The following is a 17,870-nucleotide window of genomic DNA, read 5'->3' as shown; positions in this document are numbered from 1 at the left end:
ATTACTCCGTTACATTGTTATCAGCGCCATCATCCTGCGATGACGCATGGGTCGTGCCCGGCGCCTGGCAGGCATTCGCCTGCGGTACCAGACTGATTTCGACACGGCGGTTCAGCGCACGCCCTTCAGCCGTGTCGTTGGTGGCGACAGGACGGCTTTCACCATAGCCCTGCACCGCAAAACAGCTCTCCGGCACGTCGCCGGTATCCCGCATCCAGTCGCGTACCGACTCCGCACGCTTCAGGGACAGCACCTGGTTGGACGGGTCATCCCCGGTGCTGTCGGTATGGCCCGCCACCACAATCAGCCAGCCGGGCTTCGCCTTAATCCCCACCAGTGAGTTCACCAACAGCTTCGTTGAGGCGGGTTTAAGCGCCCACTTTCCGGTATCGAACAGCGACATGCTGTCGAGGCGGATGATTTTCGGTACCGGTTCCATGGCGGGAGCCGGTGGCGGCACATACGTGTCAATCGCCGTCTGTAACGCCAGCCACAGACTCTGACCAGGGTAATAGCCCAGCGCATACCTGAGCGGTTCCCCCTGCCGCTGCCAGCGCTCCAGCAGAAGGGCGTCCTGTTTCAGTGCGGCAAGTGACTGCGCCTTAGGCTCATAATGGTTCATGGGGATGGCATACCAGCGCTGCAGATTCATTCCCACCTGGCGGATCAGCGCCGCGTTATTCATGGCAGAAAAACCAAGAGCAGCAAGAACGCAGGCCAGGACCCACACAATGAGACGGCGGGTGCGCTTCCCGCCCTGAACAGGTGCACAGTAAGGCTTGAGCAACGGTAGTATCGCATCAGGAAAACGACCGGATGCCTCCGTCATTTCGTCTGTCTGCGGCAGAAGCAGGTGTGTCAAGCGACAAAGCCAGAGTGCCCATAAAGACGTATTGCTGGCTGAAGCGCCGCCGCTTTTCAGAGCCACAGCAAACGGGTGGACCGGCGGAAATAACCGATCCTCTTTAGCCAGTTCATCCATAAGAAGGGTGCGCATAAAAGCAAAGCCTTCCCGCAGTACAGGCATCAGCGCCAGACGATTTGCCTGTTGCCAGTCGTCCGTAGCCTGTGGCGTCTCATCAACAGGGTAAACAACCGGTTTGTCACCATGGACAATAACCCACGGGGTTTCAGGGCCGGAAAACTCACCGCTCAGGATCACCGGCGGTGTGAATCCGGCGATCAGGCTCAGCTGTTTCATCTGCTGGCGCAACGCTTTCAGGGTCGCGCGCAGCACCGCTTCATCCTGGTGCCCGTCGGGGTGGGAGGCATACATAACGGCGATCTGTCCGGCCTGGCGCGGCTGCCGCTCCTGAATATCGCGCACGATATCAGTGAGCCTGCTGACGTCATTCACCCGCAGCCACCAGCCCTGCGCTGTTTTACGCAGAGCATGCTCCCCGAACAGGGCATCCAGTCTGTCTCCGCAGACAAGAACAACCGGACCCGCATCAGCAAGTACCGGCAGATCAAAACCAGACCCGCCATTGCCCTGAGCCTGGCTGAAACGGCTTTTTTGCCGGATCTGCCAGACGGCCAGCGCAACAATGCACAGCGTCATCACGCCTTTAAACAGCGTGCCTGCCGGAATGAAGCCCCACAGAAGCCATAAAAGCGTCGCGGCACCCGCCAGTACGTGGAATATCAGTGAAACCATGACCGATTTACGCATTAATGGGGCAACTCCGGTAACTGCGCGGACAGCAGAGCCTGGAGCCAGAGATGACCGCCCCACCATACGGCACCGGTAATTACCGCCGCCGCCGCGATCCAGAACCAGACAGAGCGCAGCAGGCTGTAACGGTGTTTTCCGGTCCTGCGAACCACCAGGGAAAGGCCAGCATCAAGTGGCGGAACCCGCTCAGCAAGCGCTTTCATTGCCTCTTCACGCTGGGTCTGGCTGACAGACCCCATGCTGTACAACCCCTGGAATCCCAGCGCGAGCACCCGGTGATAGCAGGTCAGAACGGCCATGTTTGGCGCTGGCTGGCGCAATACTTCCGCAATACGATCCCACAGGGCTTCACCGGCGTGCAGCGACCCGAAATAGCGCGCCTGTAGCGGCGCTTTTCGCCAGGCCACCTGGCCCGCATCAGCATTTGCCCCGTCATGCAGTTTTCTGCTCATCACCACTTCGTCAAGCAGCGCGCACTGTGCATAAGAGATATGATCGATGCTGGCTTCATCATATCCTGCACGATCCAGCGCCTCGCGCACGCTTTCCACATGTTTGCAGCAAGTGTCGTACAGCACATTCCCGTCAGGCGTTGTTGCCCCATGCTTAAGCAGGGCGACGGTGAGCCAGGTCTCCGCCATCAGGGCATCGATATCGGTTTCTTTTCTCATGATCGCAGTACCGCAAACAGTTCAAGTTCAAGCTGTCCCAGCAGGGCAGGCACATAGAACATACAGATCCCCTGCTCCAGCATGTCCCGTGCCGCAGCACTTTCCATGTCCAGCGCGAAGTACTGGTTCTCCATCCGCACCGGTAACGCAGCAGGCACGCGATTCACGGCAATGAGTGGGATCCCCTGCAGCGCAACGGTGGAAATCGCATTCACATCATCCGGGGAACCCGCCTTGCATAATGCCGGGAATTTCTCCGCCACTTGCCAGGCCGGAACGTCAGACCGGACAGAGAGCCAGAGATCGGCTTCTTCACGCAGCCGAATGTCGTGCAGCGAGGCTTTCCAGGTCTGGGCGTCAGGTCGGGACATCTCCAGCGCTATCACACGGGACGGCAGGCTGGCTTCCAGTAAACCGGCGATCAGTTCAAACAGCGGTGGAAACGTCATTTCAGGCCGGGCGTGGTCATAGCCAGGGATTGCGTCCAGATCGCTGTCCAGAGAAAACGTCAGCATACTGCCCGCAAGCCGCGCAAGCTCTGCCCACACCTGTTCCGGCTGGCGAGCCGGAAAACGTTCAAACTCGACCAGTACCCTGGCATGAGAGTTAAGCGCATTGAGAAGCCAAAAAAGAGAAACATCCGCCACAGCAAAATCCGCCAGGCGCTCATTACTTTCCCGACGCATAGCCATCAACCGTTGGCGGCGGGAGCGAAGCTGGCGGTTCAGTAACACCAGCCTTTCCCGCATCGCCGGGCTGGCAGAAAACAGGGCCATAGGCGGAATGAATGCCGGATCATGACGCCAGCTCCCCTGTCCGTCCCGGATCAGCCGTGCAACCGGACAGCACTGCCACGACGCGTTATCCTCATGCTCAAAACGGATCGCCAGATTAAAGCGGGCAACAGCGACGGACTCCTCTTCGCTGCCAAACGCATCCTGAACATTGACCCACTCCTCACGATAGCGGAGCGGCCGATCAGCCACTGCCGCTTCCTGGAGCACGTTATTTAACCCGGACTGCATCAACGGCAGGGCAATCACCACCGTAACCGCGTCTGAATGAGGTGATAAATCCAGTTCACGCGGTTCCGGCGGCAGGTCGCTGACTACCGTATCCACCAGCGTGCCATCGGGCAGCCAGAGCCGCAGCTGTGAAATCTGTATCAGACCTGTTTCCAGCAGTCTTTCATCAATTTCAACTCGCTCAACGCCCCATGCAAACGGCGAGGCAAGTGCCGCAACGCCTGTGCTGCGAAAAGTTACCCAGTCGGACTGTTGCTGGAATTGTTGAGGGGACAGTAGTGCCCCCTCGTTCCACAGCGGACGATAAATTTTCATCCCTGCTACCGCCTTACGCTTTCGCTTTCGGCATCTGGCTCACCAGAGACAGGTTCACATCCATGCCTTCCACCTGGAAGTGCGGCACCGCAAACAGCTTCACGCGGAAGAAACCCGGGTTGTCTTCGATATCTTCCACCACCACCTTCGCGTCACGCAGCGGATGAGAAGCCTGCAACTCATCGCCCGGATCGGTCATTTCCGTCACCAGACTACGCACCCAGGTATTCAGCTCCAGCTCCAGCAGACGGCGGTCCTTGGTGGTGCCGATGTTCTCGCGCTGGATGAGCTTCAGGTAGTGCGCAATACGCGACAGCAGGAAGATGTACGGCAGACGGGCGTTGATGCGGCTGTTGGCCGTGGCATCTGCGGTGTCGTAAAGCGCCGGTTTCTGCGCGGAGTTCGCCGAGAAGAAGCAGGCATAGTCGCGGTTTTTGTAATACGAGAGCGGAATAAAGCCGAGGCTGGCAAACTCAAACTCGCGGGTCTCCGGGATCATCACCTCAGACGGAATTTTCACCTGGTTGCCGGTGCCGAGATCGTACAGATGAATAGGCAGATCTTTCACCGCCCCGCCCGCCTGCGGGCCACGGATTTGCACGCACCAGCCGTTATTGATGAAGCTCTTCACCATGTTTGACGCGAAGGAGAACGACGCGCTGGTCCACAGGTATTTCTCGTGATCCGGGCCTTTCACCAGCTCAACGTAGTTAAAGCTGCGTACAGGTACGGTGTCCGGGCCATACGGCAGACGCCCCAGCACGCGCGGCATCACGAGGCCGATATAGCGGGCGTCGTCGGTGTCGCGGAAAGATTTCCACTTGATGTACTCGGCGCGGTCGAAGTAGTTGCCGATATCCTTAATTGCAGCGACCTCTTCCATCGAGTCTTTCAGGAAAAATTTCGGACCGACAGAGCCAATAAACGGCATATGTGCGGCAGCTGATACTTTAGAGATGTTGCGCAGCAGCGCCACATCCTGCGGGCTGGCGTCAAATTCATAGGATGAAATCACGGAACCAATCGGCTCGCCGCCCGGGGTGTCGTATTCGGCGGTATAGGTGTGCCAGTAGAGGCCGCTCTGAATAAGTTCCGGGGCGTCTTCAAAGTCCTGACGCAGATCTTCTTTCGACACATCCAGAATTTCGGTTTTCACATTCTGGCGGTAGTCGGTGCTGTCCACCAGCTGCTTCAGGCCGCGCCACAGGGACTCCACCTTCTGGAACTCCTGGTGATGCATTACGGCATCCAGCTGACGGCTGATCTGGAAATCCAGCTCAGCGATATGGTGGTCAATCAGCGTTTTGTCGAGCTTCTCCACCGGCTGACCGGATTTGCGGATGCAGTCCATAAACACCTGCATCGCCGCCGTCAGGCGTTCACCCGCCGGAGCGTCAGAAAGCGCGGCGTCATCCAGAAACGCATTGATATCACCCAGGCTGGAGGCCGGGGTCAGGTTGATTTTTTCAAACAGGGAGGCGTAAACGCCCTCTTTTTCCAGTACGGTGGTCTGCCCCTGCGCGGAGGCGGTTTCAGTATTCACAGACATCAGCATATTCCCGGTTAATCCATTAAATTACACATGCCGCTTATTTCGGGGCCAGTGCACTCATTTCGTCGCGTAATTCCTGAGACAGCGCCGGGTCTTTGAGAATTTTCTCGAGTTCTTTTCTGAAAGTGGCGTTATCAAGAAGATTGGATTTGAGGTCGCGTAATAAATTACGCATGGCCAGCATGGCGCGGAGCTGGGGGATCTGGCGGGCAACCTGTTCAGGTTCGAAATCCTTAATATCGGAGAAATTCAGTTTTATGCTTTCTTCCGAGCCATCCCCGGCCATTGTGTTAGGAACCGTCAGATTCACTTCCGGGTTAAATTCCGAAAGTACGCTGTTGAAGTTATTTTTATTGACGTTAATTTTCTCCCTTTCCGATAATGGGCGATTCTCTTTTCCATTACTGAAATCACCGACGGTGAGGAGTTTAAGCGGCAGTTCGATTTTCTTCTGCGCGCCACCTGTATGCAGAGCCAGCTTTAAGTTTATGCGTGCCTTGGGCACCTCATTCTGGAATGAATCGGCCATAGCAGTCCCTTTCTTTAAAAGAAATAAATGTTAAGTGAGTGACGTTTCTTTACAAAACCATATTAGAGCAAAAGCCCATTTAAAATCAACTTCTCAGATCAAAGATCTACCATTGGACTTTTCTTAAGAATATTACACTAAATTATTGTACTCATAAATGCCATAGATACATGACATACAGTAAAAATTAACTATTTATTCACATTAATTTGGCAGGAATGACTGCTTAGTTTGGAAATATTGAACTTATTATTCCATGAGGTTGAATAATTGATTTACATCAATGCATTTATTAACACAACTCGTAACAGCGCAGTGAAATAAGGTTTTAATTCAATAAATAGCCTGAATATGAAAAAATCCTGTATCGGACAAATTTAATCTTAAAAACAGTAATGACTATACTGCTACAGGAATGGCGAATAAATGACTACGCGTTTTTCGATAAACGGGAGAAAGAATCTCTCTGAAGATATTCATCATGACAATGAGTGATGGGCTGATATGAAGGGGATATTCGGTAATAACCAGGCTGTAAAATCATGCCCCCTGAGAGCGGGCGCTTATGCAGTTAATGGATGTTTACCATAATCACGTAGCGCCCTGACCTCTTTTTAATGCTTTTCAATATACATTGTACGGCTGTACGCAACATCCTCTGGGTTATTTATCGGATAACCTTTAACCCATGGCTTGATGAGACGTCCATTGGTGTACTGATAAATAGGGGCAATCGGTGCTTTCTCGGTAAGGATCTTCTCGGCCATGTTGTAGTCGGCATTACGCGCTTTTTCAGTGGTTTCGAGCGTCGCCTGATGAATAATCTTATCGTAAGCAGGATCGTTGAATCGTGAGATATTCCCGCTATGGGAGGAGGTCAGCAGCGACAGGAATGTCGACGGCTCGTTGTAGTCCCCTACCCACGATGCACGGATGACGTCAAAATTCCCGGTATTGCGGCTGTCGATGTAGGTTTTCCACTCCTGATTCTGCAACTTAACGTCAACACCCAGATTTTTCTTCCACATGGATGCGACGGCAATCGCGATTTTCTGGTGGTTTTCAGACGTGTTATACAGCAGTGTTAATTTTAGCGGACGCTGAGGGCCATAGCCTGCCGCCTGCAACAATGTTTTCGCCTGCGCATTCAGCTCTTGCTGCGACATCTGCTCAAATGGCGAGGTTTCCGGCGTAAAGCCCGCAGTGACATCGGGAGTAAAATGCCAGGCCGGTTTCTCACCGGTCCCCAGGACTTTTTCCGCCATAATACGTCTGTCTATAGTCATGCTGAGCGCGAGACGTACGCGGGCATCCGCGGTTGGGCCTTTTTGCGTGTTAAACGCGTAGTAATAGGTCCCAAGCTGTGGCGGTGTATAAACCTGTCCCGGAATATCTTTAAGCAGCTTCTGGTACATGTTTTTCGGAAACGATTCTGTGATATCGATATCGCCCGCCAGATAGCGTTTGGTCGCCGAGGACTCCTGGTTGATCGGCACAAAGGTGACTTTTTTAAGCACCGTCCTGGCGTTATCCCAGTAATATGAATTCGGCTCAACCACCAGTTTTTCATTCACCACGCGATCTTTCAGCACATAAGCACCGTTGCCAATGAGCGCGCCAGGGCGCGTCCATTCCTTACCGCTCTCCACATTGGCCTTTTGAACAGGATAAAACGCGAAGTTAGCCGTCAGATTACTGAACCAGGGTAGCGGTTTGTCCAGCTGCACGCGCAGCGTTTTAGCATCGACCGCCGTCACGCCGAGCGTATCCGGAGCAGCTTTGCCGTCGATGATGGACTGGGCATTGTTAATGCCCGCCAGCGCCGCAAACCAGGCGAAAGGTGACGTTGTTTTAGGATCAACCAGACGACGCCAGCTATAGACAAAATCTTGTGCCGTCACTGGGGTACCGTCAGACCACTTAGCGTTATCCCGCAGCGTGAACGTCCAGACGCGGTTGTCATTGCTCTGCCAGCGCGTCGCCACGCCGGGAACTAACTCCCCTTTTTCGTTCTGATTTACCAGCCCTTCATAGAGGTCGCGAATCACCTGTATCTCGGGCAATCCCACCGCTTTTGCCGGATCGAGCGAAGCGGGCTCATCTTTGATATGTCGAACCAGCTCCTGCTTTTGCGCCAGAACCGTTCCTTCGGGAACCTCCGCGGCATATGAAAGTGAAGAAAGCCCGCACAGCCACAGCGCAGTACAAAGAAGCGAAACAGGATGCTTCATACGATCCCCTTAATGATGTCAGGTAACAGGCAGATGCGTAATTATTTGTTTCGAAACGGAGAAATGCAAATGCTTCCTCTGGAAAGTTGATGTCAGGCAATTTTCCACACACACGGAAACTATTTGATTAAGCGCGGCTTTTGCACAACACTGCCAGAAGTGACTTTATCATCAGGGTTTACTATGGCAACTACCCGACCAAGAACGGAACGCGGTGCCTTCCCGCCAGGAACTGAACATTATGGACGCTCATTTTTAGGCGCGCCGCTGATCTGGTTTCCGGCCCCCAAGGCCGATCGCAATAGCGGCTTAATCATTGCAGGCACGCATGGCGATGAAAACTCGTCTGTCGTGACGCTCTCGTGCGCGCTACGTACGCTGGCCCCCGATTTACGACGTCATCATGTGATTTTGTCCGTCAACCCGGACGGTTGTCAGCTTGGATTACGGGCGAATGCACGCGGCGTTGACCTGAACAGGAACTTCCCGGCGGCAAACTGGCGCGCCGGTGAAACGGTGTATCGCTGGAACAGTTCGGCGCAGGAGCGAGATGTGGTCCTGCTCACAGGAGACAAACCCGGTTCCGAACCGGAGACTCAGGCGCTGTGCCAGCTTATTCATAAGATCCACCCGGCCTGGGTTGTCTCTTTCCACGATCCCCTCGCCTGTATTGAAGATCCTCGTCATACGGCGCTCGGGCAGTGGCTGGCGGATGCGTTTGCTCTACCTCTGGTGAGCAGCGTTGGCTATGAAACACCCGGGTCGTTTGGCAGCTGGTGCGCAGACCTCAGCCTTCACTGTATCACCGCAGAGTTTCCGCCCATCTCCTCGGATGAAGCGAGCGAAAAATACCTGCGGGCGATGACAGATCTCCTGCGCTGGCAGCCTCAAAGATGAAGTACGCCGGAGGTAAAATTCAGCGCGGGTGAGACGTCAACCGCCAGCCAGGTTGGGCCGTCCAGATCGGCAAAGCGCACGCTGTTCACCAGCGGGAGCGCAGCGCCGATCGCTCTGGACGTACACAACATACAGCCCAGCATCAGAGCAAAGCCTTGCGCCTGCGCATCTTGTGCCAGAGCCAGAGCCTCGGTTAATCCACCTGTTTTATCCAGCTTAATGTTCACCATTTCGTAACGTCCCTTGAGGGCTGACAGGCTCTCACGGGTATGACAGCTTTCGTCTGCACAGACGGGAAGCGGATGAATAAAATTCGCCAGCGCGGCATCGTCTTCTGCCGGGAGGGGTTGCTCCAGCATGGCAACGCCCAGATCGGCAAGCAGCTGACAACGGGCTGCCAGCCCTTCGCTGTGCCATGATTCGTTCGCATCGACGATAAGAGTGGCATCAGGCACCGCCGCACGAATGGCGACCATGCGTTCGCTAATCAGACGATCGTCGAGCTTCACCTTTAATAATGTTGCACCGGTGGCATACAACGCCTGAGCGCTGGCGGCCATTTGCTCTGGTTCACCGATGACCACCGTTTGCGCGGTGACGATCGATTGCGGCAGCGCAACGTCCAGCAGCGCAGGCAGCGGTTTTTGTTGTTTCGCCGCTTCCAGACTCCAGAGTGCGCAGTCAATCGCGTTGCGTGCCGCGCCGGCCGGCAACCGAAGCTGAAGAGCCTCACGCGTCAGGCCCGCCTGCAACTCGGGCACTACCGTCATAATTTGCGCCATGACTGACGCCAGGCTTTCTCCGTAGCGAGGATAAGGGGTACATTCCCCGACGCCTTTTACGCCGTCCTCTTCACATTCAACCACGACCACGCAGGCCTCATTACGGCTGCCGCGCGAGATCACAAACGGGGTGTGCAATGGCCAGGCTTCTTCATAGACCTTAACGCTTCTCATCACTGACTCCTTGCAGGCCGGAAAGGCAGAAAATTGGTTTGCCGTGCTAACTGCGGATGACATACACTAGCCACGACGTTAACTATTTGTAAACAGGAAGATATCTATGTCACAACTCGTTCATTTCCAGGGCAACCCGGTTGCTGTTGCAGGTTCCATCCCACAGTCTGGCAGCAAAGCGCAGCCTTTTACTCTGGTGGCTAAAGATCTGTCTGACGTCACGCTGAGCCAGTTTGCTGGCAAACGTAAAGTCCTGAACATTTTCCCAAGCATCGATACTGGCGTTTGCGCTGCATCAGTGCGTAAATTCAACCAGCTGGCGACCGAAATGGACAACACCGTAGTGCTGTGCATTTCTGCTGACCTGCCGTTTGCCCAGTCCCGCTTCTGCGGCGCTGAAGGCCTGAGCAACGTCATCACCCTTTCCACTCTGCGCAGCCCGGATTTCCTGGAGAAATACGGTGTTGCCATTTCCGAAGGCGCGCTGAAGGGTCTGGCTGCTCGAGCGGTGCTGGTGATCGACGAAAACGACAACGTTGTTTTCAGTGAGCTGGTCAACGAAATCACTACCGAACCGGATTACACCGCTGCACTTGAGGCGCTTAAAGCCTAAACGTAAAAAAGCCTCTGCAAAGAGGCTTTTTTATTTATTCGTCACCCTTCTTCTGATTTAACCCATACTCGCGCAACTTATTCGCAATCGCGGTATGTGACACCCCAAGACGTTTAGCCAGCTTGCGCGTGCTCGGATAGCTGCGATATAGCTGCGTTAACACCGAACGCTCGAAACGGCTGGTGATGTCATCCAGCGAGCCTTCCATTGCCTCTTCGCCTACCGAGACCGTCCCGGCATCGTAATCCGGCAACAGAATATCCTGAGGGCGCAGTTCGTACCCTTCAAGCTGAGTTAATGCGCGATAGACCGCATTTTTAAGCTGACGAATATTGCCCGGCCAGCCGTAACGCGTCAGCACGGTGCCCAGGTCGGCAGAGAGCTTCGGACGCGGCACGCCCTGCTCATCGGCAAAACGGGCCACGAACAGTTCTGTCAACGGCATGATGTCCTGTGGGCAATCGCGCAGCGGCGGAATATTGAGCGTCAGAACGTTGAGACGATAGTAGAGATCTTCGCGGAATACCCCTTTCTGCACCAGCTCCACCAGGTTTTTCTGGGTGGCGCAGATGACGCGCACGTCCACGTGAACTTCATGATCTTCCCCCACGCGGCGGAACGTGCCGTCATTGAGGAAACGCAGCAGTTTCGCCTGCATGCGTGGCGACATTTCGCCAATCTCGTCCAGCAGCACCGAGCCGCCATTCGCCTGTTCAAAGAAGCCTTTTTTACCTTCCGGCGCATGCCCGAACAGCTCACTTTCAACGGCATCTTCAGGAATAGAGGCGCAGTTCAGCGCCAGATACGGTTTTGCCGCACGCGGGCTGGCCATGTGCACAGCATGCGCCAGCAGATCTTTCCCCGTACCGGTATCCCCGGTAATCAGCAGCGGCGCCGTAAGATTTGCCAGCTTGCGCGCCTGGTCGATCACATGACGCATCTTCGGGCTCACCGCAATAATCTGGCTGAATGCGCCGACGTCCTGGCTGGAAAGGTTCTGTAACTGACGCCCCATTCGCACCGTGGAGCGCAGCATGATCACTGCGCCGGTCAGCACCCGCGCGGCATTTTCCCCTTTCAGGTAGACCGGCGTGATCTCCATCAGGAAATTCTGTCCGTTGATGACGACATGCTCGCTATGGGTATTTTGCGGGTTGCTGTCCAGCCAGCGCTGGAAATTAAAACCGGTGATCAGTTGCGTGGCGTGGTGCCCGATAAGTTTTTCCTGAGTCTGCGCAAACAGCTGGCAGCTGGCCTGGTTAACGCGCTCGACTTTATTTTTCAGATCGAGAGAGAGAAACGGCTCCGGCATTGCTTCCAGCAGCGCGCTCAGCGCAAGATGTTCCCGCTCGGACGGCATCCAGGGGATGGTACGTACATCCGTAACGCCAGCGATACGGCGGATTTCCGCCATCAGGCTACTGAAGGTATTAAATTCAATTTCGGCAAAATTGAGGTAAATTCGCCCGACAGGGTCGATCTCTATGCCACGTAAATCAATGCTACGTAAAACAAGAAGATCGAGTAACTCGCGGGTCAGACCGAGACGGTCCTCACAAAAGACTTCCAGACGCATGGGAAATTCACCGTTTAAGCCAATAACAGTAAAATGATATGTCAGATCACGGTGTTCGGGAAGGTGGCTGTCAACAAATATTGACAGCCCGCACGATTAGTAAACAAAACCTCACTGAGCAGGTTTTTTATTGAGCGTCTCTTTAAGCTGGCCAATCAATTCGCGACGGAAATCCCCCAGCCGCGGCTTATCGCCATCGATCCAGGGGAGTGGACGACAAACCTCCATCGCTTTGATACCCAGGCGTGCCGTCAGCAGACCGGCACCAATCCCCTGCGCCGCCCGGGCAGAGAGACGCGCCGCAAGATCCTGCGACATCCAGTCCATCCCGACCTCCCGTACCAGTTCGCTTGCCCCGGCGAAGGCGATATTCAGCAACACCAGTTTGAACAGGCGCAGTCGGCTGTAATAGCCAAGCTCAATGCCGTACAGCCTGGCGATGCGGTTGATCAGACGCAGGTTGCGCCAGGCGATAAAGGCCATGTCCACCATTGCCAGCGGACTGACGGCGATCATCAGGGTAGATTCCGCCGCCGAACGGCTGATCTCACCACGAGCCTGCGCATCCAGTACCGGCTGAACAATGTGCGCATAGAGCGTGACCACTTCCTGGTCATTCTGGGTTTCGTGGATCGCCGCATACCAGCGCTGAAGCGCCGGGTGAGAGTGATCTATCCCGGCCTGAGCCGCAAGCTTTTCACAAAAAGCACGCCCTTTTCCTGTGCCGTGACTGTGCAGCAGATCCCGCGCTTCATCGCGTTCGTGGGCACGCTGACGCAAACGCCAGAGGCGACGCCACTCGCTGACGACTGAGCCAACGCCCGCACCAACAATCAACGCCCCGGCGGCGCATCCCCCCAGCGCCACCCAGTCCTGCGTTTGCCAGGCATTGACGCCCCACTGCACGCCCTGGCCGATTACGCTCACACCAAAAAGGGCTAACCCGGCGGTCACCATCTTACGCCACAGGCTGCGTTTCGGGCGCAGTGCCGCATCAACCACCGCTTCCGCCTGCCCCTCTTCAACCATCGGCTCGTCTGCCAGCACGGGAGCAAAGTTGTCAGCCTGCGGGCCGCTGAAGGTTTGCGCCGTTTTAAACGCCTCATGGGGCGTCTGCTCAAGCTGGCCGGTAAAATCAATGCGAGGTTTTAACGGTTCCGTCATCGCAATTTATCTCCAATTAAAAACTCCAGCGCAGCATCCAGACGGATATGCGGCAATGGCTGATCAACGTTCATGCTCTGCGGACGGAAGGCTTCGAACTGAAAACCCTGGCTTTGCCAGAAAGCCTGGCCCGGCAGACGCGCCGGAACTTCCCCCGGATAGACCGTGAGCGGCTCACCGTCGCTGAGACGGTTGCCCCGCAGGGCCGGAATTTTCTCGCCATTCAGGTCAATCAACCCACTCTGCGTAGCCTGTACGGACGCCAGCCCCAGACAGTCCATGCTGATCCCTTCGAAGGCCGCATTCTGCCAGGCATCCTGCACCAGCTGTTGCAGCAGGGATACCATGTTGGCGTGCTGATCGACCGTCACATGGTCAGCTTTTGTGGCGACAAACAGCAGCTTGTCGATGACCGGCGAGAACAAACGGCGAAACAGCGTACGCTGGCCATAATGAAAGCTTTGCATCAGCTGCGTCAGCGCCAGCCGCATATCATTGAACGCCTGCGGCCCGCTGTTGAGCGGTTGCAGGCAGTCCACCAGCACGATCTGGCGGTCAAAGCGTAAAAAGTGATTTTTATAAAAGCCCTTAACCACCTTCTCACAGTAATAATTGTATCGCTCGCGGAGCATACCGGCGTTGGTGGTCTTGTCCGCCTGCGCCAGTTTCGATTCGCCGATGCTGTCAACGTCCGGCCACGGGAAAAACTGTAGCGCGGGAGCACCGGCTAAATCACCCGGCAGAACGAAGCGGCCCGGCTGAATGAAATGCAACCCCTCCTGCTTGCACTGATGCAGGTAATCCGTCCAGGCTTCGGCTATGACGGCCAGACGGTTTTCATCCGCCGGCGCCAGCGGGTCCAGCCCTTCGCAAAGCTGGCGCCATTTGGTCGACCACTCTGCCCGCTGCCCCTGCAACAAACCGGTCATCTGTCGGGACCAGTTCAGGTAATCCTGCGCCAGCATCGGTAAATCGAGCAGCCATTCTCCCGGATAATCCACAATTTCGAGATAGAGCGTGGACGTTTCTTTGAAGTGACGCATCAGGGATTCATTCGAGCGGAAACGCAGCGCAAGACGGATTTCGCTCACGCCACGCGTCGGGGTGGGCCAGGCGGGAGGTTCCCCGTATAACTGCGCCAGACCTTCATCATAGGTGAAACGGGGGATGCCAAAATCACGTTGCGGTACGCGTTTCACCCCCAGCAACCGCTCCTCGCGCACTGCGCTAAGCAGTGGCAGGCGCGCCCCTGCATGCAGGTTCAACAGCTGATTGACCATCGCCGTAATGAATGCTGTCTTACCGCTGCGGCTCAGCCCCGTCACGGCAAGACGCAAATGGCGATCAACGCCACGGTTCACCAGAGAATTGAATTCGTTTTTAAGTCGCTTCATCGCCGTCCTTCATTGCCTGGAACCCTGAAAAAAGTCACTTCAGAATACAGTAAATTGGGGCAGATCGTTGATTATCAATTCTTAATTATTGCTATTGCCGTTTTCTCTCCAGTAAGATGGGCGCAATTGCTGTCCGTCTGGAGTGAGTAAGGTGTATGTCACCCACCATCTATGATATTGCCCGCGTTGCTGGCGTTTCGAAATCAACCGTGTCGCGCGTTCTGAATAAACAAACGAATATTTCTCCTGAAGCGCGCGAAAAGGTGTTGAAGGCGATAGAAGAATTAAATTATCAACCGAATAAACTTGCCCGCGCACTCACCTCTTCTGGCTTCGACGCCATTATGGTTATTTCGACCCGTTCAACCAAAACCACCGCAGGGAATCCGTTTTTCTCTGATGTACTGCATGCCATAACGGCAAAAGCAGAAGAAGAAGGTTTTGATGTTATTTTACAAACGTCCAAAAGCAGCGAAGATGATCTGCAAAAATGCGTGGGTAAAATAAAGCAGAAGATGATCAAAGGGATCATCATGCTAAGCTCGCCGGCGAACGAGTCTTTTTTCGCGACGCTGGACGAATACGGTGTGCCCGTGGTCGTTATTGGTAAAGTGGAAGGCAATTACCAGAATATCTATTCTGTCGACACGGATAATTTCCACGACAGCGCCATATTAACCGACTCATTTATCAAACATGGTCGCACTAAAATTGCCTGCCTGCATGCCCCGCTCGATTATCACGTTTCTATCGATCGCCTGGCGGGCTATAAATCGAGCCTTGAGAAGCACGGTATTGCGATTAATCCGGACTGGGTTATTGATGGCGGATATACCCATGAAAGCGCGCTTCAGGCGGCCTGTCAGCTACTCTCATCAGACAACCCGCCTGATGCAGTTTTTGCGACGGACAGCATGAAATTGCTAAGTCTTTATCGTGCCGCGGATGAGCTAAATCTGACGATCCCGGAACAGGTCGCAATGGCAGGATACAGCGACCCGATGCTATCTCTCATTTTAACCCCTGCACCAGGCGGTTTTGATATCCCCACAAGAAAGCTGGGCGAAGAGAGCTGCGATTTGTTGTTCAGGTGCATTGCGGGTAAACCTGCCCCGCATAAGGTATTGGTTGAAACGCATTTTTCAGATGCGGCTTCATTACGCTAAAAACCAGGGGCAAACGCCCCTGGTGAAGTGTTATCAAAACGCGTAATTCACGCCGATCCCCGCATAGTGGAAGCGATCGTTTTTACCTTCGTCATGGTTTTCCCATTCGTAGGCATATTCCAGCGTCATGGAAAGGCCATTCGCAAAGTCATAAGCATAGAGCAATCCCAGACGATTGAAATCATGCCCTTCACGTGTCGGATCGTCCTGCCAGTCCCAGTTTGTCCAGCGGTCAAGCCCAAGACGAGTATACGGCGTCAGGGTTGTCTGTCCTAATGAAACAGGCATATACGCACGGATTTCCTGAGTGGAGAATTCACCGTTATTACGTGAACTGTCCATATTGAAACCCCGCTCTAAATAGTAATTAACTTTTGCAGAGACGGTTTCGTTAATTGTCCAGGTAAAACCGGTTTCCGTTTCAACACGGCTGTCAGAATAACCGGTTTTTGCCAGGTCATTCGCAAACTGGTACATGGCAAACCATCCGCCAAAACGCCAGTCATCGGTTAATTTTACATCCCAGTCCGGTTGAATTTTATAGCGCTGCATATTTGCGCTGCCCGCTTTCGCGCCATCCTCATCTTTGAAATGATAGCTGTAATTACGGAAACCACCCGTCAGTCCCAGCGTGAAATCATCGGTACCAATAATACGATAGCGTAATTCTACTTCGGGACGATCGAAATAGGTGCCGCGCGTCATGCTACTGTAATCAACCGGCCCTTCCTGATACATAGCCAGCGAAATGGTCCATGCATCCCAAGTGGCATTAAACCACACGGAGGGTTCATATAATCCATCTTTATCGTCGGCCTGACCTTCGACGTTTTCAATTTCATACATGGCGCCAATATTAAATTCCCACTGTTTGGCTGATTCAGTTGCTTGCGCGCAGCTCACCCCTGCGCACAGGACGAGCGCAGCACTTCTTAGTAGAGTACTCATTAAAATATTCCTTTATAATTAACATACAAAAACCGAAACTTTCATTTCCGGCGAACACCTTTCTTATCTAATAGCTGTTTCAGTATCAGCATCGAAGAAATGGCACTTATTCATGTCGAACTGGATGCCGATATTATCTCCGGCAACGTAATCATCCGCCGCTCCCGCACGGACAACCAGTTCATGCCCACCCACGGTGGCATAAAGCATAAATTCAGCCCCGGTCAGCTCAGCAACGCTGATCTTCGCCGTGATGTTTTCGCCGCTTCGCTGTACGGTGAGAATATCTTCCGGACGGATCCCAAAGACAACCGCTTTACGCTGGTAACCTTGCGCATTCAGTACGGCCAGCTTGTCCTCCGGGATCTCCAGACGCAGCGTTTCCGTCACAAAATAGCGGTCGTCGATTGCGCCACGAATGAAGTTCATCGCCGGTGAGCCAATAAATCCTGCAACGAACATATTCGCCGGCTCGTTGTAGACCTGCTTCGGCGCGCCCACCTGCTGAATGATGCCGTCCTTTAAAATCACGATGCGGGTCGCCATCGTCATGGCTTCCGTCTGATCGTGCGTCACGTAAATCATGGTGGTATTAAGCTTCTGATGCAGCTTGCTGATTTCAGCGCGCATCTGCACACGAAGTTTGGCATCGAGGTTGGATAAGGGCTCATCCATCAGGAACACCCCCGCTTCGCGCACTATCGCCCTGCCTAACGCCACGCGCTGACGCTGACCGCCGGACAACGCGCCAGGTTTACGCTGGAGATAATCGCGCAAGCCCAGGATCTGTGCCGCCCAGGTAACGCGTTCTTCAATGACGGAGGGCGCAATTTTTTGCATTTTCAGGCCAAACGCCATGTTGTCGTAGACCGTCATATGCGGATAGAGCGCATAGTTCTGGAAGACCATCGCGATATCACGGGACTTGGCGGGAACATCATTCATGCAAACCCCGTCAATAATCAGTTCACCCGCGCTGATCTCCTCGAGGCCGGCAATCATTCGCAGCGTCGTGGATTTCCCACAACCCGATGGACCGACGAAGACGATAAATTCTTTGTCTTCAATTTCGAGGTTGAAATCCTTCACCACGTGGACCTGGTTATCATAAATTTTCTGAATGTGTTTCAGAGACAGTTGAGCCATTATTAATTCCTT

General features: G+C 54.2%; 15 protein-coding genes. 3 read left to right on the top strand and 12 right to left on the bottom strand.

Going from position 1 to position 17,870, the window contains the following annotated elements:
- Window position 1: 1 nt before the first annotated feature.
- The 6 genes from CU081_RS15280 to CU081_RS15255 form a co-directional block, all read right to left on the bottom strand.
- Window positions 2-1,672, bottom strand: a complete 1,671-nt coding sequence (locus CU081_RS15280; RefSeq protein ID WP_022651332.1) for an OmpA family protein — start codon at window positions 1,670-1,672, stop codon at window positions 2-4.
- Entirely contained in the window at window positions 1,672-2,346 is a 675-nt protein-coding gene (gene tssL, locus CU081_RS15275) for a type VI secretion system protein TssL, short form (RefSeq protein WP_022651333.1), read from the bottom strand. Before tssL ends, CU081_RS15280 begins: the two co-directional genes overlap by 1 nt.
- A complete protein-coding gene (tssK, locus tag CU081_RS15270) occupies window positions 2,343-3,686 on the bottom strand; it encodes a type VI secretion system baseplate subunit TssK (protein WP_022651334.1) in 1,344 nt (447 codons plus the stop codon). Before tssK ends, tssL begins: the two co-directional genes overlap by 4 nt.
- Before the next feature lie 13 nt (window positions 3,687-3,699).
- On the bottom strand, window positions 3,700-5,235 hold the full coding sequence (tssC, locus tag CU081_RS15265; protein WP_022651335.1) for a type VI secretion system contractile sheath large subunit: 1,536 nt from the start codon (window positions 5,233-5,235) through the stop codon (window positions 3,700-3,702).
- Window positions 5,236-5,275: 40 nt separating this feature from the next.
- On the bottom strand, window positions 5,276-5,767 hold the full coding sequence (tssB, locus tag CU081_RS15260) for a type VI secretion system contractile sheath small subunit (RefSeq protein WP_003856899.1): 492 nt from the start codon (window positions 5,765-5,767) through the stop codon (window positions 5,276-5,278).
- Window positions 5,768-6,381: 614 nt separating this feature from the next.
- Window positions 6,382-7,998: a peptide ABC transporter substrate-binding protein gene (locus CU081_RS15255; RefSeq protein ID WP_022651337.1), complete on the bottom strand. Its 1,617-nt coding sequence runs from the start codon at window positions 7,996-7,998 to the stop codon at window positions 6,382-6,384.
- 183 nt (window positions 7,999-8,181) lie between these two features.
- Between CU081_RS15255 and mpaA the strand changes: the two genes are divergently transcribed.
- Entirely contained in the window at window positions 8,182-8,895 is a 714-nt protein-coding gene (gene mpaA, locus CU081_RS15250) for a murein tripeptide amidase MpaA (protein ID WP_022651338.1), read from the top strand.
- Here the strand turns inward: mpaA and ycjG are convergent.
- Window positions 8,886-9,851, bottom strand: a complete 966-nt coding sequence (gene ycjG, locus CU081_RS15245; RefSeq protein WP_022651339.1) for an L-Ala-D/L-Glu epimerase — start codon at window positions 9,849-9,851, stop codon at window positions 8,886-8,888. The genes mpaA and ycjG overlap by 10 nt on opposite strands.
- A 106-nt stretch (window positions 9,852-9,957) precedes the next feature.
- Here ycjG and tpx point away from each other — a divergent pair, with 106 nt between their 5' ends.
- Window positions 9,958-10,464 carry a thiol peroxidase gene (gene tpx, locus CU081_RS15240; protein ID WP_003856889.1) on the top strand — a complete coding sequence of 169 codons (507 nt, stop codon included), beginning with the start codon at window positions 9,958-9,960 and terminating at the stop codon, window positions 10,462-10,464.
- A gap of 34 nt (window positions 10,465-10,498) precedes the next feature.
- Here the strand turns inward: tpx and tyrR are convergent, their stop codons facing one another.
- From tyrR to CU081_RS15225, 3 genes are all read right to left on the bottom strand, one after another.
- Window positions 10,499-12,040 carry a transcriptional regulator TyrR gene (tyrR, locus tag CU081_RS15235; protein ID WP_003856887.1) on the bottom strand — a complete coding sequence of 514 codons (1,542 nt, stop codon included), beginning with the start codon at window positions 12,038-12,040 and terminating at the stop codon, window positions 10,499-10,501.
- Between the two features lie 111 nt (window positions 12,041-12,151).
- Entirely contained in the window at window positions 12,152-13,204 is a 1,053-nt protein-coding gene (locus CU081_RS15230) for a YcjF family protein (protein WP_022651340.1), read from the bottom strand.
- Window positions 13,201-14,598 (bottom strand): YcjX family protein, encoded by a 1,398-nt coding sequence (locus CU081_RS15225; RefSeq protein ID WP_003856882.1) that lies wholly within the window; start codon window positions 14,596-14,598, stop codon window positions 13,201-13,203. Before CU081_RS15225 ends, CU081_RS15230 begins: the two co-directional genes overlap by 4 nt.
- Before the next feature lie 155 nt (window positions 14,599-14,753).
- On the opposite strand from CU081_RS15225, the gene CU081_RS15220 reads away from it, so the two are divergent.
- A complete protein-coding gene (locus CU081_RS15220; protein ID WP_003856881.1) occupies window positions 14,754-15,764 on the top strand; it encodes a LacI family DNA-binding transcriptional regulator in 1,011 nt (336 codons plus the stop codon).
- A 33-nt stretch (window positions 15,765-15,797) separates the two neighbouring features.
- Here CU081_RS15220 and CU081_RS15215 read toward each other — a convergent pair whose 3' ends face one another.
- Both CU081_RS15215 and CU081_RS15210 read right to left on the bottom strand, forming a co-directional pair.
- Window positions 15,798-16,712, bottom strand: coding sequence for an OmpG family monomeric porin (locus tag CU081_RS15215; RefSeq protein WP_003856878.1), 915 nt, complete (start codon window positions 16,710-16,712; stop codon window positions 15,798-15,800).
- 63 nt (window positions 16,713-16,775) lie between these two features.
- Window positions 16,776-17,858, bottom strand: coding sequence for an ABC transporter ATP-binding protein (locus CU081_RS15210; RefSeq protein WP_003856876.1), 1,083 nt, complete (start codon window positions 17,856-17,858; stop codon window positions 16,776-16,778).
- Window positions 17,859-17,870: the final 12 nt, after the last annotated feature.

The sequence above is a fragment of the Enterobacter sp. CRENT-193 genome, from assembly GCF_002787395.1.
Taxonomy (GTDB): Bacteria; Pseudomonadota; Gammaproteobacteria; order Enterobacterales; family Enterobacteriaceae; genus Enterobacter; species Enterobacter hormaechei_C.
This window is presented reverse-complemented; position numbering and strand designations above follow the sequence as displayed.